Origin of the sequence: Flavobacterium sp. (genome assembly GCF_035456085.1) — a bacterium.
GTDB lineage: Bacteria > Bacteroidota > Bacteroidia > Flavobacteriales > Flavobacteriaceae > Flavobacterium.
Map to the genome: position 1 here is coordinate 1 of NZ_DATIDY010000109.1, position 25,269 is coordinate 25,269.

Annotated in this window: 26 protein-coding genes and 1 pseudogene; 22 read left to right on the forward strand and 5 right to left on the reverse strand. The window is 32.9% G+C overall.

Annotated elements, in window-relative coordinates:
- From VLC96_RS08360 to VLC96_RS08375, 4 genes and pseudogenes are all read left to right on the forward strand, one after another.
- Nucleotides 1–393: pseudogene (locus VLC96_RS08360) on the forward strand (hypothetical protein); the annotation flags it as partial.
- Nucleotides 394–458: 65 nt separating this feature from the next.
- Complete coding sequence (locus VLC96_RS08365; protein ID WP_325262059.1) at nucleotides 459–1,001, forward strand: RNA polymerase sigma factor; 543 nt, start codon at nucleotides 459–461, stop codon at nucleotides 999–1,001.
- Between the two features lie 112 nt (nucleotides 1,002–1,113).
- Nucleotides 1,114–1,542, forward strand: coding sequence for a hypothetical protein (locus tag VLC96_RS08370; RefSeq protein ID WP_325262060.1), 429 nt, complete (start codon nucleotides 1,114–1,116; stop codon nucleotides 1,540–1,542).
- Nucleotides 1,543–1,558: 16 nt separating this feature from the next.
- Nucleotides 1,559–2,041 carry a sensor of ECF-type sigma factor gene (locus VLC96_RS08375; protein WP_325262061.1) on the forward strand — a complete coding sequence of 161 codons (483 nt, stop codon included), beginning with the start codon at nucleotides 1,559–1,561 and terminating at the stop codon, nucleotides 2,039–2,041.
- 59 nt (nucleotides 2,042–2,100) lie between these two features.
- Here the strand turns inward: VLC96_RS08375 and VLC96_RS08380 are convergent, their stop codons facing one another.
- Entirely contained in the window at nucleotides 2,101–3,165 is a 1,065-nt protein-coding gene (locus VLC96_RS08380) for a WD40/YVTN/BNR-like repeat-containing protein (protein WP_325262063.1), read from the reverse strand.
- Nucleotides 3,166–3,278: 113 nt separating this feature from the next.
- Here VLC96_RS08380 and VLC96_RS08385 point away from each other — a divergent pair, with 113 nt between their 5' ends.
- From VLC96_RS08385 to VLC96_RS08395, 3 genes are all read left to right on the forward strand, one after another.
- Nucleotides 3,279–4,520, forward strand: a complete 1,242-nt coding sequence (locus VLC96_RS08385) for a hypothetical protein (RefSeq protein WP_325262065.1) — start codon at nucleotides 3,279–3,281, stop codon at nucleotides 4,518–4,520.
- A 125-nt stretch (nucleotides 4,521–4,645) separates the two neighbouring features.
- Nucleotides 4,646–6,622: a KUP/HAK/KT family potassium transporter gene (locus VLC96_RS08390; protein ID WP_325262066.1), complete on the forward strand. Its 1,977-nt coding sequence runs from the start codon at nucleotides 4,646–4,648 to the stop codon at nucleotides 6,620–6,622.
- Between the two features lie 100 nt (nucleotides 6,623–6,722).
- On the forward strand, nucleotides 6,723–7,937 hold the full coding sequence (locus VLC96_RS08395) for an RsmB/NOP family class I SAM-dependent RNA methyltransferase (protein WP_325262068.1): 1,215 nt from the start codon (nucleotides 6,723–6,725) through the stop codon (nucleotides 7,935–7,937).
- Between the two features lie 92 nt (nucleotides 7,938–8,029).
- On the opposite strand, the gene VLC96_RS08400 is transcribed toward VLC96_RS08395, so the two are convergent.
- A complete protein-coding gene (locus VLC96_RS08400) occupies nucleotides 8,030–8,527 on the reverse strand; it encodes a metallophosphoesterase family protein (RefSeq protein ID WP_325262070.1) in 498 nt (165 codons plus the stop codon).
- A 201-nt stretch (nucleotides 8,528–8,728) separates the two neighbouring features.
- Between VLC96_RS08400 and truA the strand changes: the two genes are divergently transcribed.
- The 5 genes from truA (at nucleotide 8,729) to cysK (ending at nucleotide 16,261) form a co-directional block, all read left to right on the forward strand.
- Complete coding sequence (truA, locus tag VLC96_RS08405) at nucleotides 8,729–9,463, forward strand: tRNA pseudouridine(38-40) synthase TruA (protein ID WP_325262071.1); 735 nt, start codon at nucleotides 8,729–8,731, stop codon at nucleotides 9,461–9,463.
- A 109-nt stretch (nucleotides 9,464–9,572) separates the two neighbouring features.
- Complete coding sequence (locus VLC96_RS08410) at nucleotides 9,573–11,342, forward strand: ABC transporter ATP-binding protein (protein ID WP_325262073.1); 1,770 nt, start codon at nucleotides 9,573–9,575, stop codon at nucleotides 11,340–11,342.
- Between the two features lie 440 nt (nucleotides 11,343–11,782).
- Nucleotides 11,783–13,171 (forward strand): dihydrolipoyl dehydrogenase, encoded by a 1,389-nt coding sequence (gene lpdA / locus VLC96_RS08415; RefSeq protein ID WP_325262075.1) that lies wholly within the window; start codon nucleotides 11,783–11,785, stop codon nucleotides 13,169–13,171.
- A gap of 286 nt (nucleotides 13,172–13,457) precedes the next feature.
- The gene (ilvD, locus tag VLC96_RS08420; RefSeq protein WP_325262076.1) at nucleotides 13,458–15,149 is read left to right on the forward strand and encodes a dihydroxy-acid dehydratase; all 1,692 of its coding nucleotides are present in this window, start codon (nucleotides 13,458–13,460) and stop codon (nucleotides 15,147–15,149) included.
- Between the two features lie 197 nt (nucleotides 15,150–15,346).
- Nucleotides 15,347–16,261, forward strand: coding sequence for a cysteine synthase A (gene cysK, locus VLC96_RS08425; RefSeq protein ID WP_325262078.1), 915 nt, complete (start codon nucleotides 15,347–15,349; stop codon nucleotides 16,259–16,261).
- A 213-nt stretch (nucleotides 16,262–16,474) separates the two neighbouring features.
- Here cysK and VLC96_RS08430 read toward each other — a convergent pair whose 3' ends face one another.
- Nucleotides 16,475–16,927 (reverse strand): Lrp/AsnC family transcriptional regulator, encoded by a 453-nt coding sequence (locus VLC96_RS08430; RefSeq protein WP_325262080.1) that lies wholly within the window; start codon nucleotides 16,925–16,927, stop codon nucleotides 16,475–16,477.
- A 153-nt stretch (nucleotides 16,928–17,080) separates the two neighbouring features.
- Between VLC96_RS08430 and VLC96_RS08435 the strand changes: the two genes are divergently transcribed.
- The 9 genes from VLC96_RS08435 to VLC96_RS08475 all read left to right on the forward strand — a co-directional run bounded on the left by VLC96_RS08435 (nucleotide 17,081) and on the right by VLC96_RS08475 (nucleotide 23,818).
- Nucleotides 17,081–18,241: a histidine decarboxylase gene (locus VLC96_RS08435; RefSeq protein WP_325262081.1), complete on the forward strand. Its 1,161-nt coding sequence runs from the start codon at nucleotides 17,081–17,083 to the stop codon at nucleotides 18,239–18,241.
- A gap of 133 nt (nucleotides 18,242–18,374) precedes the next feature.
- Nucleotides 18,375–18,998: an SGNH/GDSL hydrolase family protein gene (locus tag VLC96_RS08440; protein WP_325262083.1), complete on the forward strand. Its 624-nt coding sequence runs from the start codon at nucleotides 18,375–18,377 to the stop codon at nucleotides 18,996–18,998.
- Between the two features lie 146 nt (nucleotides 18,999–19,144).
- A complete protein-coding gene (gene epsC / locus VLC96_RS08445; RefSeq protein WP_325262085.1) occupies nucleotides 19,145–19,936 on the forward strand; it encodes a serine O-acetyltransferase EpsC in 792 nt (263 codons plus the stop codon).
- On the forward strand, nucleotides 19,937–20,824 hold the full coding sequence (cysM, locus tag VLC96_RS08450; RefSeq protein WP_325262088.1) for a cysteine synthase CysM: 888 nt from the start codon (nucleotides 19,937–19,939) through the stop codon (nucleotides 20,822–20,824).
- Between the two features lie 129 nt (nucleotides 20,825–20,953).
- Nucleotides 20,954–21,940: an aldo/keto reductase gene (locus VLC96_RS08455; protein ID WP_325262090.1), complete on the forward strand. Its 987-nt coding sequence runs from the start codon at nucleotides 20,954–20,956 to the stop codon at nucleotides 21,938–21,940.
- A gap of 198 nt (nucleotides 21,941–22,138) precedes the next feature.
- Nucleotides 22,139–22,462, forward strand: coding sequence for an ArsR/SmtB family transcription factor (locus VLC96_RS08460; protein WP_325262092.1), 324 nt, complete (start codon nucleotides 22,139–22,141; stop codon nucleotides 22,460–22,462).
- A 5-nt stretch (nucleotides 22,463–22,467) separates the two neighbouring features.
- On the forward strand, nucleotides 22,468–22,932 hold the full coding sequence (locus tag VLC96_RS08465) for an SRPBCC family protein (protein ID WP_325262094.1): 465 nt from the start codon (nucleotides 22,468–22,470) through the stop codon (nucleotides 22,930–22,932).
- 5 nt (nucleotides 22,933–22,937) lie between these two features.
- Nucleotides 22,938–23,330 (forward strand): DoxX family protein, encoded by a 393-nt coding sequence (locus tag VLC96_RS08470; RefSeq protein WP_325262096.1) that lies wholly within the window; start codon nucleotides 22,938–22,940, stop codon nucleotides 23,328–23,330.
- A 44-nt stretch (nucleotides 23,331–23,374) separates the two neighbouring features.
- A complete protein-coding gene (locus tag VLC96_RS08475; protein WP_325262098.1) occupies nucleotides 23,375–23,818 on the forward strand; it encodes a hypothetical protein in 444 nt (147 codons plus the stop codon).
- 102 nt (nucleotides 23,819–23,920) lie between these two features.
- Here the strand turns inward: VLC96_RS08475 and VLC96_RS08480 are convergent, their stop codons facing one another.
- The gene (locus tag VLC96_RS08480) at nucleotides 23,921–24,331 is read right to left on the reverse strand and encodes an OsmC family peroxiredoxin (RefSeq protein ID WP_325262099.1); all 411 of its coding nucleotides are present in this window, start codon (nucleotides 24,329–24,331) and stop codon (nucleotides 23,921–23,923) included.
- 168 nt (nucleotides 24,332–24,499) lie between these two features.
- Nucleotides 24,500–24,679, reverse strand: coding sequence for a hypothetical protein (locus VLC96_RS08485; RefSeq protein ID WP_325262100.1), 180 nt, complete (start codon nucleotides 24,677–24,679; stop codon nucleotides 24,500–24,502).
- Between the two features lie 74 nt (nucleotides 24,680–24,753).
- On the opposite strand from VLC96_RS08485, the gene VLC96_RS08490 reads away from it, so the two are divergent.
- Nucleotides 24,754–25,218, forward strand: a complete 465-nt coding sequence (locus VLC96_RS08490; protein WP_325262101.1) for a hypothetical protein — start codon at nucleotides 24,754–24,756, stop codon at nucleotides 25,216–25,218.
- The last annotated feature ends 51 nt before the right edge of the window (nucleotides 25,219–25,269 follow it).

Here is a 25,269-nt window from a genome sequence, read left to right on the forward strand (position 1 = left end):
AGTTTAACTGGAAATTACGCTTATAAAAGCAAAGCTCTGGCAGAAACTAATGCTTATACAACTGCCAAAAACATTAAAACTGGCACTACTTTTTCGCATTTAGAAATATTCACGATAGGTAATAATGAAAGTGTAAGCCCTTCCAAATGGCTTACAGAAATATATTTTCCGATAAAACCTAAAGAAGGAATTACAACTCCTGTTGCTCCAACAGCAACAGCAATAGCAACTCCAACTCAAACTACTTCAACTCAAACTACTTCAACTCAAAAAACTCCAACTCAAAGTACAACTCCCAAAACAACTTCAAACCCTACTCCTAAAAAAGTAACAAAAGAAGATACAAAGTTTACTCCAAGTACAGTCAAACCAGAAGAAAAATCCGAGTTTTAATTTTTTTAAAAATTGAGATTAAACCTTTTCTATTTATTTGCATCTAAACTCTAAAAAATTACAAATTGCAAGACGAAAAGGAATACATTTTTAGTCTATTGAACCCAAAAACGCAGAATGAAGCGTTTCAAAAACTCATGCAAGACTATCAAAAACCCTTATATAATCATGTTCGAAACATTGTTTTGAGTCATGATGATGCTAATGACGTTTTGCAAAACACATTTATAAAAGTATTTCAAAATTTAAAAAATTTTAAAGGCGAAAGTAAATTATTCACTTGGATGTATCGCATTGCAACCAATGAAGCTTTGACCTTTTTAAATCAAAAAGCAAAAAAAAGCGGTATTTCATCGGCTGAATTACAAAGTAAAACAATAGATAATTTGAAAGCCGACATTTATTTTGATGGCGATGATATTCAGATCAAATTACAAAAAGCAATTGCCGAGTTACCTGAAAAACAACAATTAGTCTTTAAAATGAAATATTTTGAAGATTTAAAATACGAAGAAATATCAGAAATAGTAGGTACATCTGTTGGTGCGCTCAAAGCTTCTTATCATCATGCCGTAAAAAAAATAGAAGCTTTTGTAACAGCCAATTAAACCTTTTTAACACAATATAGTCCAACATGCATATGAAATTATAATATTGAATATTGATAACTTCAAAAAGTAAAAAAGTTATCCAATATCTATTTCATTAAAACACAATATCATGACATCATTTAAATTAGATAACCATCCAAAAATAGAATCTGGGTTTAAAACCCCGGATAATTACTTTGAAAATTTCCAAGCAAAAGTACTAGATAAATTGTCTAATGAACCAATTGCAAAAGAATCTAAAGTGATCTCAATTTTTAGGAAAAGAAAAAGAGTATTATTGGCTGTTGCCGCAGTCCTTACGCTTGCTCTAATGATACCGATGTTATATCAATCCCACTCAGAAAATAAAGATCTCGATTCAAAAACTATCGAAAATTATTTAACTGAAGAAGGCCATCCTAATCAGGACGAAATAATAAGCGAAATTGATCCAGAGAGTGATATTCTTATTCTGGATACCAAAGAAATAGGAACTCAAACATTAGAAGATATGCTAGCTTCGAACCCAAATATAGAAAATCTTGTAATTGAAAATTAAACTCAAAATTCAAAAAATGAAAATATTACAAAAAATAAAAAACATGGATTTAAAAAGACTCTACCCCATACTTTTTCTGTTTTTATCATTTAATTTTTATGGTCAAAGCGACAATTTTAAAGATAAAAAAGAGAAAATTAAAGCAATGAAAGTAGCTTTTCTGACCACCGAACTAGATCTTACATCTAGCGAGGCTGAGAAATTCTGGCCACTTTATAACACTTTTGATGACAAACAATTTGAATTAAGACATCAAAAAATGAAAAGCTATTTCAAAAAAATGCAAGGTGATAATCTTGATAAAATATCGGAGAAAGAAGCAAGTGTTCTATTGGATCAGATTCAGGATAATGAAGATGATTTATACAGCCTTAGAAAAAAATTTATGGGTAATTTAAAAGAAGTTTTACCATCTGTTAAAATATTGAAATTAAAAAAAGCTGAGGAAGATTTCAACAGAAAGCTTTTGCAACAATATAAAGATAAAGGTTCAAAATAATTAATTGTTATTAATTCTAAAAAGTTTCATTTGTAATTGATTTACAAATGAAACTTTTTTTATTTAAAACGAATACTAATCATTTTATCACGACCTGCAGCAATTGCAATAGTTTCATTGATAAATCTGATCGTGTATAAACTTGAATCGCTACTAAATTGTGTCCAATTTTCACCACCATTTGACGAATAATATAATCCTGAAGCTCCAACAACTACAATTCCTTTACCATTACTTTTAGGAACATATTGAACACAAGAAGCATATCCAAAAGCTTCATTATCGGCAATAAGTTTCCAAGTTTTTCCTCCATCACGGGTGATCGCTTTGTTTCCAAAATTTTGATTTAAAACCTCATAATTTCCTCCAGCTACAAAGCCATTTTTAGCATCATAAAAATCAGCTGTAAATATTCCAGTCATTTTTCCGCCTTGTACAATTGGCGTTTCATAAATACTCCATGAATTTCCTTTATCTTGTGAATAAAAAACTCTCGCTTTTTTTCCACCAGAAACAATCCAAGTATTATCACCTTTTATGATAATATTAGTATTGCTTGCAGCAAAATGAGCTTCACCATCAAAAATTTTAGGCAATTTACTTTCAGGAATTTTATTCCATGTGAAGCCGCCATCAAGAGTTTTTAAGATACATAATCGATCGGTCAAAGGATCACCAATTGCAATTCCTTCTTTATCGTTCCAAAATTGCATACTATCATAAAAAACCTTTTCGCCTTTTTCCTTATAAACCAATTTATAATTTCTTCCATTTTTACTGATTTGATACAATAAACCAGGATTGGCAACACTCAATACATATATATAATTATTGGTTTTAGCTATACTTCTAAATTCTAATTTTAAAGAATCTTCAACGATTATATTTTCGAATTTTCTTTTGCTTTTCAAATCATAAAAACCAAACCGATTTTTATCTGCAGCATACCAAACATTGTCTTTATCAATCACAATTGCCCTGATACTTATTTTGTCCTGAAAAAGTGTATCGATCTGAACAGAATTAAAACCTGCTGAAACAATTTTATTTTTATTTAATACTTGGGCAGCTACAAAATGTAACCCACTAAAAAACAACAAACTATATAACACTTTCTTCATCATATCGAGATATTTTTAAACGTATATGTAATTTTATTTAAGATATATTGCAAATACCACACATTTCTGGCACAGTTGTTGTAAACATAATAATATAACCATTAAAATTAAAAGCCATGAATACCAAATTACAATTAGCCACAATATTCGCTATCATTTTTGCCTTTCAAATAAGTGCTCAAAATAGAACAACTGTAAGTGCGATGAACTCTGATATAAGCGATAACCTTGATTTAACAGCGGTATCGTCTATTTTTGGTGAGTCTCAAAACTTAAGTGATTTTGAAAGACGTTTAAATGATCCAAAACTTCAAATATCAAATTTAGACTTAAATAATGATAATCAAGTTGATTATTTAAGAGTAATAGAATCTGTAGAAAACTATACACACGTAATCGTTATACAATCAATACTTGGTCGTGACTTATACCAAGATGTTGCTACAATTGAGGTTGAAAAAGACAGAAGTAACAAAATTTCAATTCAAATTGTTGGAAATGCGTTTATTTATGGACAAAATTATATTTACGAACCACAATATTGCTTAACCCCACAAATTTATGCATCATTTTGGACAACTTATTACAGACCATATTATTCAACTTTCACATGGAATTTATACCCAACTTTCTATGTTGCCTGGAATCCTTATCCTGTATACAGATATAGACAAAATGTTTATGGTTGTGTAAATTATCGTAATACATACACTTATGTAAATTACAGAAAATGTTACCGTGCACCAGCGATTTATACCTCTTACAGCTGCAATGGTTATGAAAGAAGACACCCAGAATATGCTTTTTCAAGAAGAAATAGCAATTATACAAACCATTACGAAATGAATCAAAGAAGATACAGTAATACTAATGGCAACAGAAATGAAATTGCTTATTCAAGAAATAACGCAAATAATAGAAATTATAATTCATCAAGAGAATATAGTCCAAACAGATCGGATTATTCAAGAGCGAATAATAAACAAATAATAGAATACAAAACCAATAATAATCAAAACAGAGGTTATTCAAGAGTTGATAATGATCAAAGAAATGTAAATCAGAGAGATTATTCACAAGGCAGATCAAATAGTTCAAGAGAAAAGTATGCTCCGAAAGAGTATTCACAAAATATGAATAATTCTTCTAGAGATAATAATATTCAAAGAGCACAACCTCAAGGAGACTATTCTCAAAACAGAAACGACTCTCCTAGAGAAAATAATATTCAAAGAGAACAACCTCAAAGAGATTATTCGCAAAATAGAAGCAGTGCTCCAAGAGAAAACAGCTCTCAAAGATCTGAATCTCACAGAGGTAATGATTATGCTTCAAGAGGCAACAATAGAAGGATTTAAAAATATATACAAAATATAAAGAGGTCTAATATTAACATATTAGGCCTCTTTTATTATTTTAATAAATAAGTCCAATTTTATTATTGAAAAATAGTAAATTTGTCGAGTTTTTATATAAATATTAGATGAGCGCAACGCACAAAGACCTCCATAGCAAATTGACTTTAGGCGGTTTATTAATTTCTTTGGGAATTATTTATGGAGACATCGGAACTTCTCCATTATATGTAATGAAAGCCATACTTGGCGAATATGTTATTAATGCTGATGTTGTTTTAGGAGGTGTCTCTTGTGTATTTTGGACACTAACACTTCAAACTACAATCAAGTACGTAGTCATCACATTAAGCGCTGACAATCATGGGGAAGGGGGAATTTTTGCCTTATATGCCCTGGTTAAAAAAACAAAGATAAAGTGGCTTATCGTCCCCGCTATTATAGGAGGAAGCGCCTTGCTTGCTGACGGAATCATTACTCCTCCCATTTCAGTATCGTCTGCCGTAGAAGGAATGAGAAGTTATTTCCCGCATATAAATACTGTGCCAATCGTCATTGGGATTCTGGTAGTCTTATTCACCATTCAACAATTTGGAACCAAATTAGTTGGAAGGTTTTTCGCTCCAATGATGTTTATTTGGTTTATTATGCTTGCCGTTGTGGGAATTAACCAAATCACTTTGCATCCAGAGGTTTTTAAGGCAGTCAATCCCTATTATGCATACCACTTATTAAGTATCCATCCTGAAGGATTTTTCGTTTTGGGACTTGTTTTCCTTTGTACAACTGGAGCTGAGGCACTATACTCAGACATGGGACATTGTGGAAGAAAAAACATTAGAATAAGTTGGATTTTTGTAAAATTGGCTTTGGTTTTAAACTATTTTGGCCAAGCAGCTTATTTAACTCATCACGAAGGGACTACATTACAAGCACTTGGAGGTGATTTTGCCAATCCCTTTTATCTGATAATGCCAGAATGGTTCAAACCTTTTGGAATCGTTATTGCAACGGTTGCTGCTGTAATTGCATCCCAAGCTCTTATCTCTGGTTCTTTTACTTTAATTAATGAGGCCATGCGATTGAGTTTTTGGCCAAAAGTTAGAATCAAATATCCAACTGAACTTAAAGGTCAATTATATATTCCTTCTATAAACTGGTTACTTCTGGCTGGTTGTATTGGAATCGTATTGCATTTTGAAAAATCTAGTAATATGGAACATGCCTATGGTTTAGCCATTATTCTATGTATGATAATGACAACCGTATTACTAAATTTCTATTTGATAATGAAGCGGGTAAAATGGTATTTTTTCGTTCCATTAATCACAATTTACCTTAGTATTGAAATAAGTTTTCTTGCTGCAAACATTACTAAATTTGCCGAAGGTGGTTACGTAACTCTTTTTATAGCAATGATACTTATTGCCGTAATGACAATCTGGTACAGAGCCAAACAAATTAACAAAAGCTATACTAAAGTTGTTAAAATTGATGACTACAAAAAAGTACTTAGCGAGTTAAGCGCCGATTTATCTATTCCAAAGTACGCTACCCATTTGGTTTATATGACTAATGCCAATCGTACTGACGAAATAGAAGAAAAAGTGATGTTTTCTATTCTGCAAAAAAGACCAAAAAGAGCCGATATTTATTGGTTTGTGCACGTAAACATTATGTCTGAACCTTATAAAACAGAATATAAAGTACGAGAAATTCTTAAAGACGATTTATACAGAGTTGATTTTAATTTAGGATTTAGAGAGCCTACTAAAATAAACCTAATGTTTAGAGAAGTAATTCGTGATATGGTAAAAAATGGTGAAGTTGATATTACGAGTAGATATGAATCTCTTAACAAAAACAACATTATCGGAGATTTCAAATTCGTATTATCGGAGAAATTTTTATCTCCGGACAGCGATTTATTATGGCATGAAAAATTAATCATGAACTCTTACTTCTTAATTAAAAAACTAAGTTTATCAGAAGAAAGTGCTTTCGGATTAGACAGCAGTTCTGTAAAAATAGAAAAATTCCCAATGGTACTCCATGCACCAGAGAATATTGGACTAACGAGAGTTTTTGTTAAAGCCGAAAAATAATTCAAAAAAAACACTGTTTACGAGCAGTGTTTTTTTTTGATTAAAATTTAAAATTTGGTTTTAATCAATAAATAGTACCTTTGCACTTCAATTATTCAAAATGAGATTACACAGAAATTTAGTTTATACAACTATCGACGCCCTTAATGCTATTTTTAATGAAGGAGAATATGCCGATAAAGTAGTAGCAAGATCCCTAAAAAAAGACAAACGCTGGGGAAGTTCCGATAGAAAATTTGTTGCAGAAACCATCTACGAAATAGTTCGTTGGAAAAGATTATACGCTGAAATTGCAGAAGTAAAAGAACCGTACGACAGAGACAATCTTTGGAGAATGTTTGCTGTTTGGGCTGTATTAAGAGGTTATCCAATTCCAGATTGGAGACAATTAGAAGGAACTCCAGAACGAAAAATTAAAGGACGTTTTGATGAACTTTCAAAAGTAAGAGCACTAAAAGAATCTATTCCTGACTGGATGGATGAATTGGGTGTAAAAGAACTTGGCGAAAAAATTTGGGCTACCGAAATTGCTGCTCAAAATCAACCTGCCAAAGTAATCTTGAGAGTAAACACACTCAAAACTACCAAAGAAAAACTAAGAGCAATTTTGATGGATTTGAACATCGAAACTGAATTCTTAAAAGATCAGCCTGATGCTTTGGTTTTGAAAGAAAGAGCTAATGTTTTTCTGACTGATGCATTCAAACAAGGATTTTTTGAGGTTCAAGATGCCAATTCACAATTAGTTGCTCATTTCCTTGATGTAAAACCAGGGATGAGAGTTGTAGATACTTGCGCGGGAGCTGGAGGAAAAACGTTGCACATTGCTTCTTTGATGGAAAATAAAGGACAATTAATTGCGATGGATTTGTACGAAAGCAAATTAAAACAATTAAAACTTAGAGCCAAAAGAGACGGTGCTTTCAATATTGAATACCGTATTATTGACTCAACTAAAGTGATCAAAAAACTTCATGAAAGAGCCGATAGAGTTTTAATTGACGCTCCTTGTAGTGGTTTGGGAGTCCTAAAAAGAAACCCAGATTCTAAATGGAAATTACAGCCAGAATTTATCGATAACATCCGTAAAGTGCAATCGGAAGTATTGGAAAGTTACTCAAAAATTGTAAAACCAGGTGGAAAATTAGTTTATGCTACTTGTTCCATTTTACCTTCAGAAAATCAAGAACAAGTCGCTCGTTTCCTGACTACAGATATTGGTAAACAATTTAACTTTATAAAAGAACATAAAATATTAGCTTCAGAATCTGGTTTTGACGGATTTTATATGGCTTTGTTAGAACGTAAACTTTAGGGTTTAAAAGTTTAATATTGTTTAAGGTTTAAAGTTGTTGTGATTAACAGCTTTAAACCTTATTTTTTTTTAGTCTATACACTTTTAAACTTTTAATTTTTCTTATCAATTTCAATAATTTCCAAATCCTTAATAGCATCACCATCAATGACAAAACGGAGCATTGTCCTTACTTGATGAAAACCGCTTTTCCCGGCAGCACCAGGATTCATGTGAAGCAAATTATTCTTTTTATCAAAAATCACTTTTAAAATATGCGAATGTCCACAAATAAACAATTTTGGTGGATTTTTTGCCATTTCATCCTTCAAAGCTGGATTGTATTTCCCTGGATAACCACCAATATGAGTGATCCAAACATCCACTCCTTCACAGAAAAAACGATTGTGTAAAGGAAATTCCAAACGTGCTTTAGCATCATCAATATTACCATATACACAGCGCAATGGCTTCAAGGATTTTATTGTGTCGGTCACAGCCAAATCTCCAATATCGCCAGCATGCCAAACCTCATCGGCCTGATTTACATATTTTAAAATAGTATCATCAATATGACTATGAGTATCGGAAAGAAGAAGAATTTTTTTCATTTTATTAAAAGTAACTGAGATTCTAAGTTGCTAAGATACTAAGCTTGCTTTTGTTTATTTGAAAATAAATTGAATCATTTCTCTATACATTCGCGAGGGATTAGATTTGGTACAAATCTTAGTTTCTTAGCAACTTAGATTCTTAGAAACTTCAAAAGAAATCTTTGTACCTTTGGACCTCAAAACTTATGAATTTACACCTTGAGATATTTTATAAAATTAGCTTACAATGGCACAAAATATAACGGTTGGCAAATACAACCCAACGCTCCTTCTGTTCAGGAAACGCTGAACAAAGCTTTTTCGATTATTCTTAACTCAGAGATTAATTTGATGGGTGCAGGAAGAACAGATACAGGAGTTCATGCCAAAGAAATGTATGCTCATTTTGATTTTGATACAATCTTAGACTCACCAATTTTAATACACAAACTCAATTCTTTTTTACCAAAAGACATAGTTATTTACGATATTTTTCCTGTAGCCGATGATGCTCATACCCGTTTTGATGCCACGAAAAGAACCTATGAATACCACATCAATACATTTAAAGATGCTTTTCTTCAGGAACAAAGCTGGTATTTTCATCAAAAATTGGATTTGGATTTAATGAATGAAGCGGCAAGTTTGTTACTAAAACATACCGATTTTCAATGTTTTTCAAAAGTAAACACAGATGTAAATACCTTTGATTGTAGTATATTTGAAGCGCATTGGATGCAAGAAAATGACAAATTGATTTTCACTATTTCGGCCAATCGTTTTTTGAGAAATATGGTTCGATCAATTGTGGGAACTCTAATTAATATTGGCTTGCACAAAATTACATTAGAAGATTTCGAAAAAATTATTGAAAGCAAAAACAGAGAAAAAGCTGGTTTCTCGGTTCCTGCGCATGGATTGTATTTGACGAAGATAGAATATGATTATTTATAGAAGAATGTATTAAATACAAAGAAGTAAATACTAAGAAAGAAAGAGCATTATTTTTGATATTGACATTGATTTTTGAAAAAACATCAGGATAAAATCCTAAAAAATAAAAATGGAAGCAAAAGCATTTGACACCCGATTATTTAAAAGAATATTAAAATATACAAAACCCTACCAATTGCGTTTTAATGGTGTAATTGCATTTGCTATTTCATTATCAATATTTGCAGCGCTTCGCCCTTATTTATTAAAACAGACAGTCGACAGTTATATTCAGCCGAAAGACCAAACTGGTTTATTGATTTACATTTCCTTGATGGGGGTTGTTCTAATTCTTGAGGTTTTGGCACAATTTTTCTTTGTATATTGGGCAAACTGGCTAGGACAAGATATTGTAAAAGACATTCGGATAAAATTATTCAAACACATTTTGAGTTTCAGAATGAAATATTTCGACCTCGTTCCTGTTGGTCAATTGGTAACTCGTTCAGTATCTGATATTGAAGCGATTGCTCGTATTTTTAGCCAGGGATTATTTATGATTATAAGCGATTTGATGAAAATGCTGGTTGTGCTTATTTTTATGTTTTACATGAACTGGAAATTGACATGGATCGTAATTGTTGCAATGCCAATTTTGGTTTTTATCACCCGAATTTTTCAAAAAAAGATGCAAGTCGCTTTTGAAGAAGTACGAACTCAAATTGCTAACATGAACTCTTTTGTACAAGAAAGGGTAACGGGTATGAAAATTGTTCAGCTATTTCATCGCGAAGATATTGAAGCAGAAAAATTCAAAGTCATCAATGACAAACACAATAAAGCATGGATAAAGACTATTTTATACAACTCCATTTTCTTTCCTATTGCTGATATTATTTCGTCATTGACACTTGGTTTTATTGTCTTATACGGAGGATTTCACATTTTGGATGGGGATAAATTCACCACTTTTGGAGATTTATTTTCATATACGATGTTTATCGGAATGTTATTTAATCCTTTGCGTCAAATTGCGGATAAATTCAACGAGATGCAATTGGGAATGATTGCTGCCAATCGTGTTTTTGATATTTTGGACACTCAAGATCAAATTCAAGACACAGGAACTATTGAAGCACCATTATTTGATGGGGATATTCGTTTTGAAGATATTCATTTTGGTTATATCCCGAACGAAGAAGTAATAAAAGGAATTAATCTTGAAGTAAAAGCTGGTCAAACGATCGCTATTGTTGGTTCTACTGGAGCTGGAAAATCAACAATTATCAATTTATTGAATCGTTTTTATGAAATTAATAGTGGTTCAATATTCATTGATAACCACAATATTGAGAATTACACTTTAAGTTCTTTGCGAAAACAAATTGCAGTAGTATTGCAAGATGTTTTTCTGTTTGCAGATACCATTTACAATAATATAACGCTTAATAATCCTGAAATTACCAGAGAACAAATAATCAATGCTGCTCAAAAAATTGGTGTTCATGATTTCATTATGAGCTTGCCTGATAATTATGATTTTGATGTAAAAGAACGCGGTGTAATGTTGTCTTCAGGGCAACGTCAATTGATTGCTTTTTTAAGAGCTTATGTGAGTAATCCGAGTATTCTTATTTTGGACGAAGCGACCTCATCTATCGATACGTATTCTGAAGAATTAATTCAGCGTGCAACCGAAACTATTACCAAAGGAAGAACATCAATTGTTATTGCACATCGTTTGGCAACTATTGTCAATGCTGATAAAATTGTTGTTATGGACAAAGGCCATATTGTAGAACAAGGAACACATCAGGAACTAATTAATCAAGAAAAAGGGTATTACAAAAACTTGTATGATTCTCAATTTAGTACTTCAAATTCAGATACTATTTTATAAATTATAAAGAATTAAAGTTTTTGAATTAGACCTAACAAATTTTAAAATCTGTTAGGTCTTTTTTTTCTTTGCCAAATAATTACAAATCTCTCCTCCTAGCCCTGATAGCAGTGAAAATCCTTATGGACTGGGGTTCAGTCCATAAGATTGGAACGGATAGCAGGAAACCATATCTCCTGAAATACCTTATTTTTCTGCTCCTAAAAATTAACAATTGAACTTAGAATAAACATAAAATCTAACAAAACTTTGTACCTGCTAAATTTTTCAATAATCAAATAAATCATTAAATTCGCAATCTCAATTTAGTATTACAAATAATCTTTAAAATGAAATGTGTTTTTCATGTTCCATTTTTATTAATTAATTAACAAATACAAAAATAGCACGAGCGTAAGCGACTGCATTTCACTAATAAAAAACAAATAAAAAACTTTGAAATGAAATACGATATTATAGTTTTAGGAAGTGGACCTGGAGGATATGTTACAGCAATTAGAGCCTCTCAATTAGGATTTAAAGTTGCTGTAGTTGAAAAAGAAAACCTAGGCGGTGTGTGTTTAAACTGGGGATGTATCCCAACCAAAGCATTATTAAAATCTGCTCAGGTTTTTGATTACTTAAAACATGCTTCAGATTACGGACTAACTGTAAATGAATTTGATAAAGATTTCTCAGCTGTTATTGGCAGAAGTAGAGGTGTTGCTGAAGGAATGAGCAAAGGTGTTCAGTTCTTGATGAAAAAAAATAAAATTGACGTTATTGAAGGTTTTGGAAAATTAAAAGCTGGAAAAAAACTTGACGTTACTGATAAAGACGGAAAAGTTACTGAATACAGTGCTGATCACATCATTATCGCTACTGGTGCTCGTTCTCGTGAGTTGCCAAATTTACCACAAGATGGTGTTAAAGTAATTGGATACCGTCAGGCAATGACATTGCCAAATCAACCAAAATCTATGATTATTGTTGGTTCTGGAGCAATTGGAGTTGAGTTTGCTCATTTCTATAACTCTATGGGAACTGATGTAACTATCGTTGAATTTATGCCAAATGTAGTTCCTGTTGAAGACGAAGATATCTCAAAACAATTTGAGCGTTCTTTGAAAAAATCTGGAATCAAAATCATGACTAACTCTTCTGTAGAACGTATTGATACTGCAGGTGCTGGTGTAAAAGCATTTGTTAAAACTGCAAAAGGAGAAGAAGTTCTTGAAGCTGACATCTTATTATCAGCTGTTGGAATCAAAACTAATATCGAAAACATCGGATTGGAAGAAGTTGGAATCGCTGTTGACAGAGATAAAATCTTAGTAAACGCTTTCAATGCAACAAACATCCCTGGATATTATGCAATTGGTGACGTAACTCCTGGTCAGGCTTTGGCTCACGTAGCTTCTGCTGAAGGAATCAACTGTGTAGAAAAAATTGCAGGTTTACATGTTGAACCAATCGATTACGGAAATGTTCCTGGTTGTACTTATGCTACTCCAGAAATTGCTTCTGTTGGTTTAACTGAAAAACAAGCAAAGGAAAAAGGATACGAATTAAAAATTGGTAAATTCCCATTCTCAGCTTCTGGAAAAGCTAAAGCTGCCGGAAATGCTGATGGATTTGTAAAAGTAATTTTTGATGCAAAATATGGCGAGTGGTTAGGTTGTCACATGATTGGTGCTGGTGTTACTGATATGATTGCTGAAGCAGTTGTTGCTCGTAAATTAGAAACTACTGGACACGAAATCCTAAAATCTATCCACCCTCACCCAACAATGAGTGAAGCGGTTATGGAAGCTGTTGCAGATGCTTACGGTGAAGTAATCCATTTATAATAAATTAAACCCGCAGAATACACGGTGTGAAGACACACTGCAGTGTATCTCTACGATGAATATAAAACAATTTAAAATCCGTTTTGTGCAAAACAAAGCGGATTTTTTTTTGAATCTTTTTAAAAATAAACGTTCAGCTTTAAAATGTTATATTTTTAATAATTCAGATTTTGGACACCATTTACTGTTTCATCCCCCAGTGATTATATGTATTTTTGCAAAAAAAATTTAAAAGGCAACTGTCTTAAAAAAATACAAGTAAAATAACTAAAAACACAATTATAGCATGAGAAGTGATGAAGTAAAAAAAGGATACCAAAGAGCTCCGCATAGATCATTATTTAGAGCCACAGGATTAGTTGATGAAGATTTTGACAAACCATTTATTGGAGTTGCCAATTCATTTATTGAAATTATCCCTGGACACTTTTTTTTAGACAGAGTTGCCAAAATTATAAAAGAAGAAATTAAAGCAAATGGATGTGTTCCGTTTGAATTCAACACTATTGGTGTGGATGACGGAATTGCAATGGGACATGATGGAATGTTGTTTTCATTGCCTTCAAGAGAATTAATCGCTAATTCAATTGAAACGGTAATGAATGCTCATAAATTAGACGCTATGATCGCCATTCCAAACTGTGACAAAATTGTACCTGGAATGATTATGGGTGCCTTACGTGTTGATGTCCCTACTATATTCGTAAGTGGTGGACCTATGAAAAAAGGACATACCAAAGATGGTGTGCCGATTGACCTTGCCACTGCTTTTGAAGCTGTTGGAAAATTCGAAGCGGGCGAAATGAACGAGGAAGAGTTAAAAGATATCGAATGCAACGCTTGTCCTAGTGGCGGAAGCTGTTCTGGAATGTTTACAGCAAATTCCATGAATACTCTTATGGAAGCTATGGGAATCGCATTGCCTGGAAACGGAACAATTTTGGCACTTACAAAAGAACGAGAAGAACTTTACAGAGCTGCTGCCAGAAGAATCTGCGAAATTGCCAAAGACAAAGCATTGACTGAAAAATTCAAACTTCAAAATATCTTAAATGAAAACGCTGTCAAAAATGCATTTGCAGTAGATATGGCGATGGGTGGAAGTTCTAACACCGTTTTACACATGTTGGCAATTGCTAAAGAGGCCAATGTTAACTTCAACCTTGAAGACATTAACAGTATCTCTAAAAAAGTTTCTCATATCGCAAAAATTTCTCCAAGTTTGTCAACTGTTCACATGGAAGACATTAACCGAGCTGGTGGTGTAAATGCCGTAATGAAAGAAATGACAAAAAGAGGTGACGATATATTATTAGAAAACCTTACCATTAGTGGTGAAACCGTTTTTGAAAAAATAAAAGATGCTTATATCAAAGACACAAACATCATTCACACAATCGATAATCCGTATTCAAAAGTAGGTGGTTTGGCTGTTTTGTATGGAAATTTAGCCGAACAAGGTGCGGTAATCAAAACTGCCGGAATTACTGGAGACAGAGTTTTCACTGGAACTGCAGTTTGTTTTGATGGGCAACAAGAAGCTGTTGACGGAATTACAAGCGGAAAAGTAAAAGCTGGAAACGTAGTTGTCATCAGATACGAAGGTCCAAAAGGTGGTCCGGGAATGCAAGAAATGTTAGCCCCTACTTCGTTGATTATGGGAATGGGCTTAGGAGCTAGTGTAGCATTAATTACCGATGGTAGATTTAGCGGTGCAACTCGTGGAGCAAGTATCGGTCACGTAAGTCCTGAGGCTGCCGAAGGTGGTATGATTGGATTACTAAAAGATGGTGACGAAATCCATATTGACGTGGATCAATATATTTTGTCTGTGAATTTAACTGACGAAGAAATTGCTAAAAGAAGAGCAGAATTTATTCCTGTAAAAAAGGAATTAACATCAAGATGGCTTGGTCAATACAGAAGTTTAGTTACGAATGCAAGTAGTGGAGCTGTTTTAAAATCGGATTTGTTTTAAAATATATAAATCTTTTCAAAGGCACATTTCAACCCCATTTTTTTTAAAATGGGGTTTTCTTTTGAAATGAAATTCTATTTCCAAAATCAGAGTGTTTCTATGGCCCTTACCTCTACAATATTTATAGGATTATCGAAAATATAGCTTTGAAAACTCCAATTTTAGGTCTATATTTACTGGAATAAAATACAATTATTATGATACACAATAACATATTAGAAACTATTGGCAATACACCACATGTTAAAATAAATAAATTATATGGGGCTGATGCCAATGTTTGGGTAAAACTGGAGAAAACAAACCCTGGAGCAAGTATCAAAGATAGAATTGCTTTATCGATGATTGAAGATGCAGAGCAAAAAGGACTAATTCAAAAAGGAAGTACAATAATTGAAGCAACTTCGGGAAATACAGGAATTGGATTAGCAATGGTCGCAGCTGTAAAAGGTTATAAATTAATTCTAGTAATGCCGGATTCTATGTCTGTAGAAAGACGTCGTTTAATGAGTATTTATGGAGCAGAATTTGTTCTTACTCCCCGTGAAAAAGGCATGAAAGGTTCTTTAGAAAAAGCTCAGGAATTACTTAGCGAAATTCCTAATTCCTGGTCACCGCTTCAGTTTGAAAACCAATCTAATATCGATATTCACAAAACCACCACCGCTCAGGAAATCATTCAGGCTTTTCCAAATGGTTTAGATTATTTAATTACTGGAGTGGGAACTGGCGGACATATTACAGGCTGTGCCGAAGTACTAAAACAACATTTTCCAAATATAAAAGTATTTGCTGTTGAGCCCGAAGTATCAGCTGTTATTAGCGGTGGAGCACCATCTCCTCATCCTATTCAAGGGATTGGAGCCGGTTTTATTCCAACAAATCTACATACTGAAATCCTTGACGGAACTATACAAGTAACCAAAGATGAAGCCTACGAATATGCACAAAGAGCTGCGAAAGAAGAAGGAATTCTTCTTGGGGTTTCATCAGGAGCTTCATTAGCTGCAGTTGCCAAAAAACTAAAAGAAATTCCAGCTGGTTCAAAAGTGCTTACTTTTTGCTATGACACAGGAGAACGTTATCTGAGCATCGAAGGTTTATTCGAATAAAATAAAATCAAAAAAAGTCAACCGATTTGTGAAAGCAAGTCGGTTTTTTATTTGGGTGTGTCCTTGTTGCAGAAAATTTTCAGTAAACAATCACTTCTCGAAAGCAACAAGGTCAGGCTATCCACTATATTCCCAATTAACAAAAACTACGGCAAAAAAGCCTTGTTTTTCTAAATCGGGAGATGCCGTTTCTATCCTTCACACAAAAAAGGTTTACAAATTATAAGCAAAGTCATTTTTAATTTCTTCCATTACAAAAGAACTCTGCACATTCGAAATCCCCTTAATAACCGATAATTTTTCGATAATAAACTTTTGATATTCATTCATATCATTGACAGCAACTTTTAATAAAAAATCATAATTCCCCGAAACATGAAAACAGCCTGTTACTTCTTGCAATGTAGAAATCTGTTGCTTAAATTCATCTATTAATTCTCTGGAATGTACCGCCAAAGTAACCTGACAATACACACTTATTGATTTCCCGATTTTGGTAGCATCCAATAAAGCAACATACCCTTTGATGTATTTCTTTTGCTCCAATTTTTTAATTCTCTCAAAAGTAGGAGAAACAGATAATCCTACTTTCTCAGCAATTTCTTTGGTATTTTGTTTTGCGTCTTTTTGCAAAAGCATCAATATTTTTTTATCAATAGCGTCCATTTCAGAATAATTATATGGTTTTAAAAATTACAAGTAATTAATTCAATACTAAAAAACTTAATTTCAAGCCAAATTTAGAATTATATATTGAATAATGATTCATACACAGATTTTTAAATTACAAAAACTACATTTACAGTAAAATCAAGTGTCATGGAAATCCGCTCAAAATCATTATCCGAACTCGACAATCAAACGTTATTTGAATTAGAACAATATTTGGAAAATGCCCGTAATAATTTTTTAGGATATCCAGTATCCAAAGATTTTGACTATTCAGAAATTAATCATTTCCTAAAATATCCAATTAATAATCTAGGTGATCCTTTCGAAAATTGCACTTATAAAGTACAAACTCACGAACTCGAAAGAGAAGTTGTTGGTTTTTTCGCTAAATTATTTCGTGCCAATCCCAAAGACTATTGGGGTTACGTAACCAATGGTGGGTCCGAAAGTAATTTATACGGATTATATCTGGCTCGCGAACTATATCCAAAAGCAATGGTTTATTATTCTGAATCAACCCATTATAGTGTTCGCAAAAACATTCATTTGCTTAATATTCCAAGCATCGTTATTCGTTCCCAAGAAAATGGCGAAATTGATTATACCGATTTTGAGAATACCGTTAAAATGAACCGTCATAAACCCGCGATTGTGCTTACTACTTTTGGCACAACGATGAAAGAAGCTAAAGATGATGTTTCAAAAATCAGAGATATTTTAAAAAATTTAGCCATACAAGACAGTTACATTCACTGTGATGCCGCTCTGTCAGGAAGTTACGGAGCATTTATGGAACCTAGATTACCATTTGACTTTAAAGATGGTGCTGATAGTATTTCTATTAGTGGACATAAATTTATAGGATCGCCAATTCCGTGTGGAGTTATTATTACGAAGCGTTCCAATCGTGACCGCATCTCAAAAGGGATTTCATACACTGGATCATTAGATACTACCATTACCGGCTCTAGAAATGGTCATTGCCCTCTGTTTTTATGGTATACTCTAAAAAAATTGGGAGTTGATGGACTTAAAAACCGTTATTTACACAGCTTGGAAGTAGCGGAATATTGCGAAAAAAGGTTGAAAGATATCGGAATAATGGCTTGGAGAAATCCAAATTCCATTACTGTTGTTTTTCCAAAAATTGCAGATGAAATTAAGTTAAAATGGCAATTAGCCACAGAAAGGGATATCTCGCATGTTATTTGTATGCCAAACGTAACCAAAGAACAAATAGACTTATTCATCAACGATATTGAAAATTGCATTGAAAACCCTGAAGAACTGCTCGAATTTGGTTTTTAACTTTAATTAAAAGATAAATTTAAATTTCCCACAGATTAATTTTTAAAATTTCTAATGTCTACCCATATGTAGCAAATTAGCTTTATTTTTGAAAATACGTTTTTATAAAATACTTCTTCAATTTGCATTTATTATGGACCAAAAAATAAAAAACCCTGATTGGGCATATCTAAACAAATACAAAGACGAAAATACCCACATTAAAGCTTTGCCTTTTGAAGAAAACAGAATTGTGTTTTTTGGAGATTCCATAATAGGGAATTGGAAAACTAACAACCCAGAATTCTTTAATAATAAAAAATATATTAACAGAGGAATAAATGGGCAGACAACCTCCCAAATGCTCGTTCGTTTTAGACACGATGTAATTGAACTCAAACCAGAGAAGGTTGTTATTTTAGCAGGAACCAATGACATCGCAGGAAATACAGGACCTACGGCATTAGAAACTATTCTTGGAAATCTAATATCGATGTGTGAATTAGCTAAATCAAATAATATAAAACCCATTTTATCCTCTATCCTACCCGCTTCTCATTATCCTTGGCGAAAAGGAATAGAACCTGCTGAAAAAATTGAAACATTGAATGCTATGATTCTTCAATATGCTACAGCAAATAATATTGCGTATGTTGATTTTTATTCAGCTATGACGAACGAGCAAAAAGCAATGAAATCTATTTATACAAATGATGGCGTTCATCCAAATAATGAAGGTTATGTGATTATGAATTCAATCATTAAACCTTACATTTGATGTGATATAATTACCAAAAAGAAACGATTATGTTATATCTTTCAAATCCTTTTTGTTCGACCTAATTCTTTGGACAATCGTTGTTATATTTTCTAAAAAACGCCTTACTTTTACCTCTTCATAAATAACAATACAATTTCATAATCATGACCAAAGATCTGATTGTTCAAAATATTAATGCATTAAAAAGTGATTTTACCATAAATTACAGTATTAAAACCAAAACAGAAGCTTTTACTGAAAAATTATTTTACACTTTATTTGATTCTAATGCTCCATTAAATGAAAGCATTGATGAATTAGAAAAACAATTTAAAGAAATAGCTTCAATTGCGTGCAAAAAACCTTTGACCTTATGTGACAGCACTTGGAATAATTTTTTGGAAAAGCTTCCTAGTGTACTTGAAAACTTAAACAGAGACGCTTTATACATTTTAGAAAATGACCCCGCTTCAAACAGTGTCGAAGAAATTTATCTTGCCTATCCCGGTTTTTATGCCATCGCCATTTACAGATTAAGTCATGAATTATATTTACTCGATTTATTGCTTTTTTCAAGATTAATGAGTGAATATGCTCACCGCATTACAGGAACTGACATTCATGCGGGCGCAAAGATTGCTTCACCTTTCTTCATCGATCACGCGACAGGAATTGTAATTGGAGAAACCACCGTTATCGAAAAAAATGTAAAAATATACCAAGGAGTAACTTTAGGAGCTTTGAGCGTAAGCAAAGAAATGAAAAACTCAAAAAGGCATCCAACCGTAGAAAAAAATGTATGCATTTATGCTAATGCAACTATATTAGGAGGCAATACCGTTATTGGAAAAAACAGTGTTGTTGGAGGAAATTCATGGGTAACCCGATCAATTCCTCATGATTCAATTGTACTAAACACAACCACAACCGAAGTTAAAATAAAAGAAAAAAAATAAATGAAGACCTTTAAATTAGTCGAATTAATTGGAAATACTCCATTGGTAGAAACCACTAGTTTGGTTACAAATAAAAACGTAAAACTTTTATTAAAGCTTGAAGGTGATAATCCTGGAGGAAGTGTAAAAGATCGTGCTGCTTATAACATGATCGCTTCTGCAGTTGAAAGAGGAGACATCAAAAAAGGGGACAAACTTATTGAAGCAACTAGTGGTAACACAGGAATTGCTTTGGCAATGATCGCTAAATTATTCAACATCGAAATCGAATTGGTATTGCCTGAAGATTCAACTATCGAGCGTACATTAACAATGCAGGCTTATGGTGCAACAGTTATTCAAACTCCTGCAAGCGAAGGAATAATTGGTTCAAGAGATTATGCTGATAAAAAAGTTGCTGAAGGTGGTTATGTAATGTTGAATCAGTTTGCTAATGACGATAACTGGAAAGCACACTACAAAACTACAGGTCCTGAAATCTGGAATGATACCGATGGGACAATAACCCACTTTGTTTCGGCAATGGGAACTACTGGAACTATTATAGGAACTTCAACTTACTTGAAAGAGAAAAATCCGAATATTCAAATCGTGGGTGCACAGCCTAGTGATGGATCACAAATTCCAGGAATTAGAAAGTGGCCTCAGGAATATTTACCTAAAATTTTTGATGCCTCAAAAGTGGATATTACTGTAGATATTAGCGAAGAAGAAGCTCGCGAAATGACTAAAAGGTTAGCCAAAGAAGAAGGAATTTTTGCAGGAATGAGCAGCGGAGGATCTGTTGCTGTTGCTGTAAAAATCGCTAATCAATTAGAATCAGGTGTGGTTGTAGCCATAATCTGTGACCGCGGAGATCGTTATTTGTCTTCAGATTTATTTGACTAAAAAAAGATGCTAAGATTCTGAGTTGCTAAGATTCTAAGTTTCTAACTTTAAAATCTAGATAATCAAATCTTACAACCTTTAAAAAAACTTAGTAGCTTAGAATCTTAGAAACTCAGAAACTTTAAAAATATGAACTATCGCAAATTAGGAAAAACCAATTTTAATATTTCAGAAATAGCTCTTGGAACCTGGCAAGTTGGTGGAAAATGGGGTTCACCATTTAACGACAAAACCGCTGATGAACTAATCAATACCGCAATTGACAATGGAGTTAATTTTATTGATACTGCAGATGTTTATGAAAACGGATTGAGCGAAACCGCCGTTGGAAGAGTTGTCCGTTCTCGTTCTGAAAGGATTTATATTGCAACAAAATGTGGTAGACATATCAATCCGCATATTAATGAAGGATATCAACCTAAAGTGTTGCAGAAATATGTTGAAGACAGTTTAAAAAGAATGGGATTGGAAACCATCGATCTTATTCAGCTGCACTGTCCTCCTACTGAAGTATATTACAGACCGGAAATTTTCGAAATGTTTGATCGCTTGAAAGAGCAAGGAAAAATTTTAAACTTAGGAGTAAGTGTTGAAAAAGTCGAAGAAGGATTAAAAGCAATTGAATATTCAAATGTTACGACAGTTCAAATTATATTCAATCTTTTTCGTCAGCGTCCAGCCGAATTATTCTTCAAGGAAGCTCAGAAAAAAGACATCGGAATTATCACCAGAGTTCCGTTAGCCAGCGGATTATTGACTGGAAAATTTGATGTTAACACTACTTTTGGCGCCCAAGATCATAGAAATTTTAATCGTGAAGGAGCCGCTTTTGATAAAGGTGAAACTTTCTCAGGTATAAATTATGAATTAGGTCTACAAGCTGTTGAAGCTTTAAAAGCTCTTTTTCCAGAAACTACCAATTTAGCGCCAATCGCTTTACAATGGATTTTGAGTTTTAATGAAATTAGCTGTATTATTCCAGGTGCTTCAAACGAAAGTCATGTTCTTTCGAATCTTTCTGTATATGATTTACCAAAATTGACGCCAGAAAAAATAGCAGCTATGAATGCTATTTACGATCAATATATCAAACCGCAAGTGCATCAACTTTGGTAACAAAAAAAGTAAGCAGATTTTAGTCTGCAGACTATAGACAATAATCCTAACAAGTTTTTAAAAACAGTTAGGATTATTTTTTTTACCTATAAATCAATAGTTTACAAAAAAAATAGTTCACTTTTTAAATCAAAAAATAGTTAAAAAAATTGCGTAGTTAAATAACTACTCTTATATTTGAAGTCAAATAACTACACAATGATTTTAAGAAGAGATGTATTTCAGGCTTTAGCAGATCCAACTAGAAGATCAATTCTGCTGTTGGTCGCTACACAATCGATGACTGCTGGCGCGATTGCCTCAAATTTTGACACCGCAAGACCAACAGTTTCCAAACATTTGCAAATACTCACCGAATGCGAACTCCTGAGACAGGAACAAAACGGAAGAGAAATATCTTATTCGATCAATGCGCAAAAGATGAAAGAGGTGGCCGACTTTATTGAGCCATTCCGACTAATTTGGGAAGATCGATTCAATAAATTAGAAACGGTAATGAAAAATTATAAACCAAAAGAATAACACAAATGGAACAAAAAACGAAAATCAACGCAGAAGAAGGCAAACAAGATCTGGTCATAACTAGAGAATTTGATTTGCCTCTGGAATTGCTTTTTAAAGCTTATACTGAGCCTGAACTCTTAGAACAATGGATGGGAACAAAAGTGCTAAAATTAGACAACAAAAAACATGGAAGTTATCAATTTGAAACCTCGCACAATGGTACTGTGATGTTTAAGGCAAATGGAACTATTCATGAATTTGTTCCTAATCAAAAAATCACTAGGACATTTGAAATGGAAAATATGCCAATTGGAGTTCAGCTTGAATTTTTAGAATTTGAAAAAATAAGCGAAGAAAAAAGTAAATTGAACATTCAAATTATTTACAAATCTATTGTACACAGAGAGCAACAATTAAAAATGCCTTTTGCCTACGGATTGAACATGGCACACGATAAATTAGAAGAAATACTAACTAAATTAAAATAAAAATCATGGAAAAAAGAAGAACAAATTTGTATTGGATCATCACAGGATTACTTTGTTTTTGTCTGATTGGTGGCGTTGGACAATTATTTCAAGTTAAAGAAATAGTAGATGGATTTGCTCCACTTGGGTATCCAACTTATTTCATATCAATTATTGGTTTTTGGAAAACACTGGCAATTATTGCGATCTTAATTCCAAGATATCCTTTACTGAAAGAATGGGCTTATGCAGGTGTATTTTTTGCAATGACAGGAGCATCAATTTCACATATCGCAGTTAACAGTTCTATATTTCACGTTGTTACACCATTGATAATTGTTGGTTTGGCGGTACTTTCGTGGTATTTGCGACCGCCATCTAGAAAATTAATCAGAACAAATCTGGAAAATCAGTTATAATAATTAGCAAATTTTAAGTGCCTTTAAAAGAATAAAAAGTAAAAATGTTCAATAAATCAAATTTTAAAGAGTGGTTTGATCGGTATAAATATTCCGAATTGGCGGCTACTAGCGCTGTGTTAATAAGCTCTCAATTCAGCAGAATTTTTAGCGAAGTTACAACTGCTTATTCGATTACGTTTTCTGAATATTTTGCTTTTTACTGCGTAATGATTTATAGATCTTATAAAATCAAAGCAGCTCTAAACAAAGACAGCAATAAAAACGTTAGCTTAAACGAGATTCTGATTTTGATTCGGAATTTGTTTTTGGAATTTGGTTATCCTGCGGTTTTGGATTTCCTTTTTATTAGACCGTTTTGCATGTATTGGATGCCGATAAAAACAGGAAATTATTTAATTGGAATTGTTTTGGGAAAAATTGCTGCAGATAGTATTTTTTACTTTTTATCGATTGTGAATTATGAATTGATTAAAAGAAAATCATAATCAGAAAATTTAACCGCAAGGTTCTCGAAGTATTACGCAATGAAAACAAAGCTTTTGTGTTCATTGCGTTTTTTTTTGCAAACATTGCGGTTAAACAAAATTTTAAACCAAAGTTGCCGTTGAAGAAATTTCGGTATTGAACAACTTCGAAATTGGGCAGTTATTTTCTGCTTTGGTAACTAATTCCTGAAACTTTTCGTTTGAAATTCCTTGAATTTTAGCAGTCACAGTCAATTGAGAACTATTAATTGTTCCTTCAACTAAACTGATATCGCATTTTGTTTCGATACTTTCTATAACTGCGTCTGTTTCGCCAATAAAAGCAGTAAGTTGCATTGTAAAACAGCCAGCATGTGCGGCCGCAACTAGCTCTTCGGGATTGGTACCTATTCCTTCTTCAAATCGGGATTTGAAAGAATATTGAGTATTATCTAATATTTTACTTTGGGTGGTTAGCACTCCAGCGCCTTCTTTTAGGGAACCTTTCCAAACTGCGGTAGCATTTCTTTTCATAGTTGTTTTTTTTTATAGTTCTCTCAAATTTAAGTTTTTACGTAAAATTTCATTTTCTAAACAGGTTAATTTAACTAAAATTTAATAGATTTCTTTTTAAAAATTAATGCTGCGATTGCAATTAAAAATCAACCAATTACTAAAATTGAATCAGGGCCATTTTCTAAATTACAATGAGGAATAAATCTTAAAAACCGTACTTACTGCCCCCGATTGTAGCGAAAAACCCGGAGTGCTGGCAGCCAATGACACTTGCCTGTAAAGAGCGACCAACGGAAGCTCCTTTACAGGCGTAGTGGAATGGTTGCCAGAACGAGGATTTGTAGTGGAAAGCGGGATTAGGCACATAAAAATGATTAAGTATGACTTTTGATAATTTAGATATGAAAATTTCGTTATTTTTATATAAACTTTTAAAAACTATGAAAAAAATAATCCTATTAAGCTGTTTATTAATTATTTGTAGCTGCAAAACAAAAAAAGTAAATGGTAAAGTTATTGGCAAAAGCGTTGAGGCAACCGAGTTGAAACCAATCGATGAAGCTCAGAAAAACAAAGCTTATGATCTTGGAAAGAGACTCTTGCTTACTTGCAATACGTCAAAATTTAATCCATATACCAAGGATGAAGCTACAGACAAGGTAATTGCCAATTCTACCGAAAAAAGAGTCAAGGAAATTGGGGCAAAATATAGTTTGAAATATGGCCATTTTAAGGATCTTGAATTTGTAGAAATGGTTCCTAACAAAACAGACAACACCAATATTTACCGGTTTAAAGCGCTATTTGATTATGCAAAAGCCAACAAAGAGCTTCGCGTGACGATGAATAATGAAAATAAAATTTCGAAAATTACTACGCTGGACTGGAAAGACGAATTTAATTAGATGATTTGAAAATTTGAAAATTAGATAATTGGACAATCCGAAACATAGAAT

Coding starts and splice junctions, on each gene's coding strand:
- VLC96_RS08480 (WP_325262099.1), bottom strand. CDS start 24,331: ATGAAAAGAAATGCTACCGCAGTTTGGAAAGGTTCCCTAAAAGAAGGC.
- VLC96_RS08395 (WP_325262068.1), top strand. CDS start 6,723: ATGAGATTACACAGAAATTTAGTTTATACAACTATCGACGCCCTTAAT.
- VLC96_RS08470 (WP_325262096.1), top strand. CDS start 22,938: ATGGAAAAAAGAAGAACAAATTTGTATTGGATCATCACAGGATTACTT.
- VLC96_RS08490 (WP_325262101.1), top strand. CDS start 24,754: ATGAAAAAAATAATCCTATTAAGCTGTTTATTAATTATTTGTAGCTGC.
- VLC96_RS08455 (WP_325262090.1), top strand. CDS start 20,954: ATGAACTATCGCAAATTAGGAAAAACCAATTTTAATATTTCAGAAATA.
- ilvD (WP_325262076.1), top strand. CDS start 13,458: ATGAGAAGTGATGAAGTAAAAAAAGGATACCAAAGAGCTCCGCATAGA.
- cysK (WP_325262078.1), top strand. CDS start 15,347: ATGATACACAATAACATATTAGAAACTATTGGCAATACACCACATGTT.
- VLC96_RS08440 (WP_325262083.1), top strand. CDS start 18,375: ATGGACCAAAAAATAAAAAACCCTGATTGGGCATATCTAAACAAATAC.
- VLC96_RS08465 (WP_325262094.1), top strand. CDS start 22,468: ATGGAACAAAAAACGAAAATCAACGCAGAAGAAGGCAAACAAGATCTG.
- VLC96_RS08460 (WP_325262092.1), top strand. CDS start 22,139: ATGATTTTAAGAAGAGATGTATTTCAGGCTTTAGCAGATCCAACTAGA.
- VLC96_RS08485 (WP_325262100.1), bottom strand. CDS start 24,679: ATGTGCCTAATCCCGCTTTCCACTACAAATCCTCGTTCTGGCAACCAT.
- VLC96_RS08475 (WP_325262098.1), top strand. CDS start 23,375: ATGTTCAATAAATCAAATTTTAAAGAGTGGTTTGATCGGTATAAATAT.
- VLC96_RS08390 (WP_325262066.1), top strand. CDS start 4,646: ATGAGCGCAACGCACAAAGACCTCCATAGCAAATTGACTTTAGGCGGT.
- VLC96_RS08370 (WP_325262060.1), top strand. CDS start 1,114: ATGACATCATTTAAATTAGATAACCATCCAAAAATAGAATCTGGGTTT.
- VLC96_RS08380 (WP_325262063.1), bottom strand. CDS start 3,165: ATGATGAAGAAAGTGTTATATAGTTTGTTGTTTTTTAGTGGGTTACAT.
- VLC96_RS08375 (WP_325262061.1), top strand. CDS start 1,559: ATGAAAATATTACAAAAAATAAAAAACATGGATTTAAAAAGACTCTAC.
- VLC96_RS08400 (WP_325262070.1), bottom strand. CDS start 8,527: ATGAAAAAAATTCTTCTTCTTTCCGATACTCATAGTCATATTGATGAT.
- lpdA (WP_325262075.1), top strand. CDS start 11,783: ATGAAATACGATATTATAGTTTTAGGAAGTGGACCTGGAGGATATGTT.
- VLC96_RS08430 (WP_325262080.1), bottom strand. CDS start 16,927: ATGGACGCTATTGATAAAAAAATATTGATGCTTTTGCAAAAAGACGCA.
- cysM (WP_325262088.1), top strand. CDS start 19,937: ATGAAGACCTTTAAATTAGTCGAATTAATTGGAAATACTCCATTGGTA.
- VLC96_RS08410 (WP_325262073.1), top strand. CDS start 9,573: ATGGAAGCAAAAGCATTTGACACCCGATTATTTAAAAGAATATTAAAA.
- VLC96_RS08385 (WP_325262065.1), top strand. CDS start 3,279: ATGAATACCAAATTACAATTAGCCACAATATTCGCTATCATTTTTGCC.
- VLC96_RS08435 (WP_325262081.1), top strand. CDS start 17,081: ATGGAAATCCGCTCAAAATCATTATCCGAACTCGACAATCAAACGTTA.
- epsC (WP_325262085.1), top strand. CDS start 19,145: ATGACCAAAGATCTGATTGTTCAAAATATTAATGCATTAAAAAGTGAT.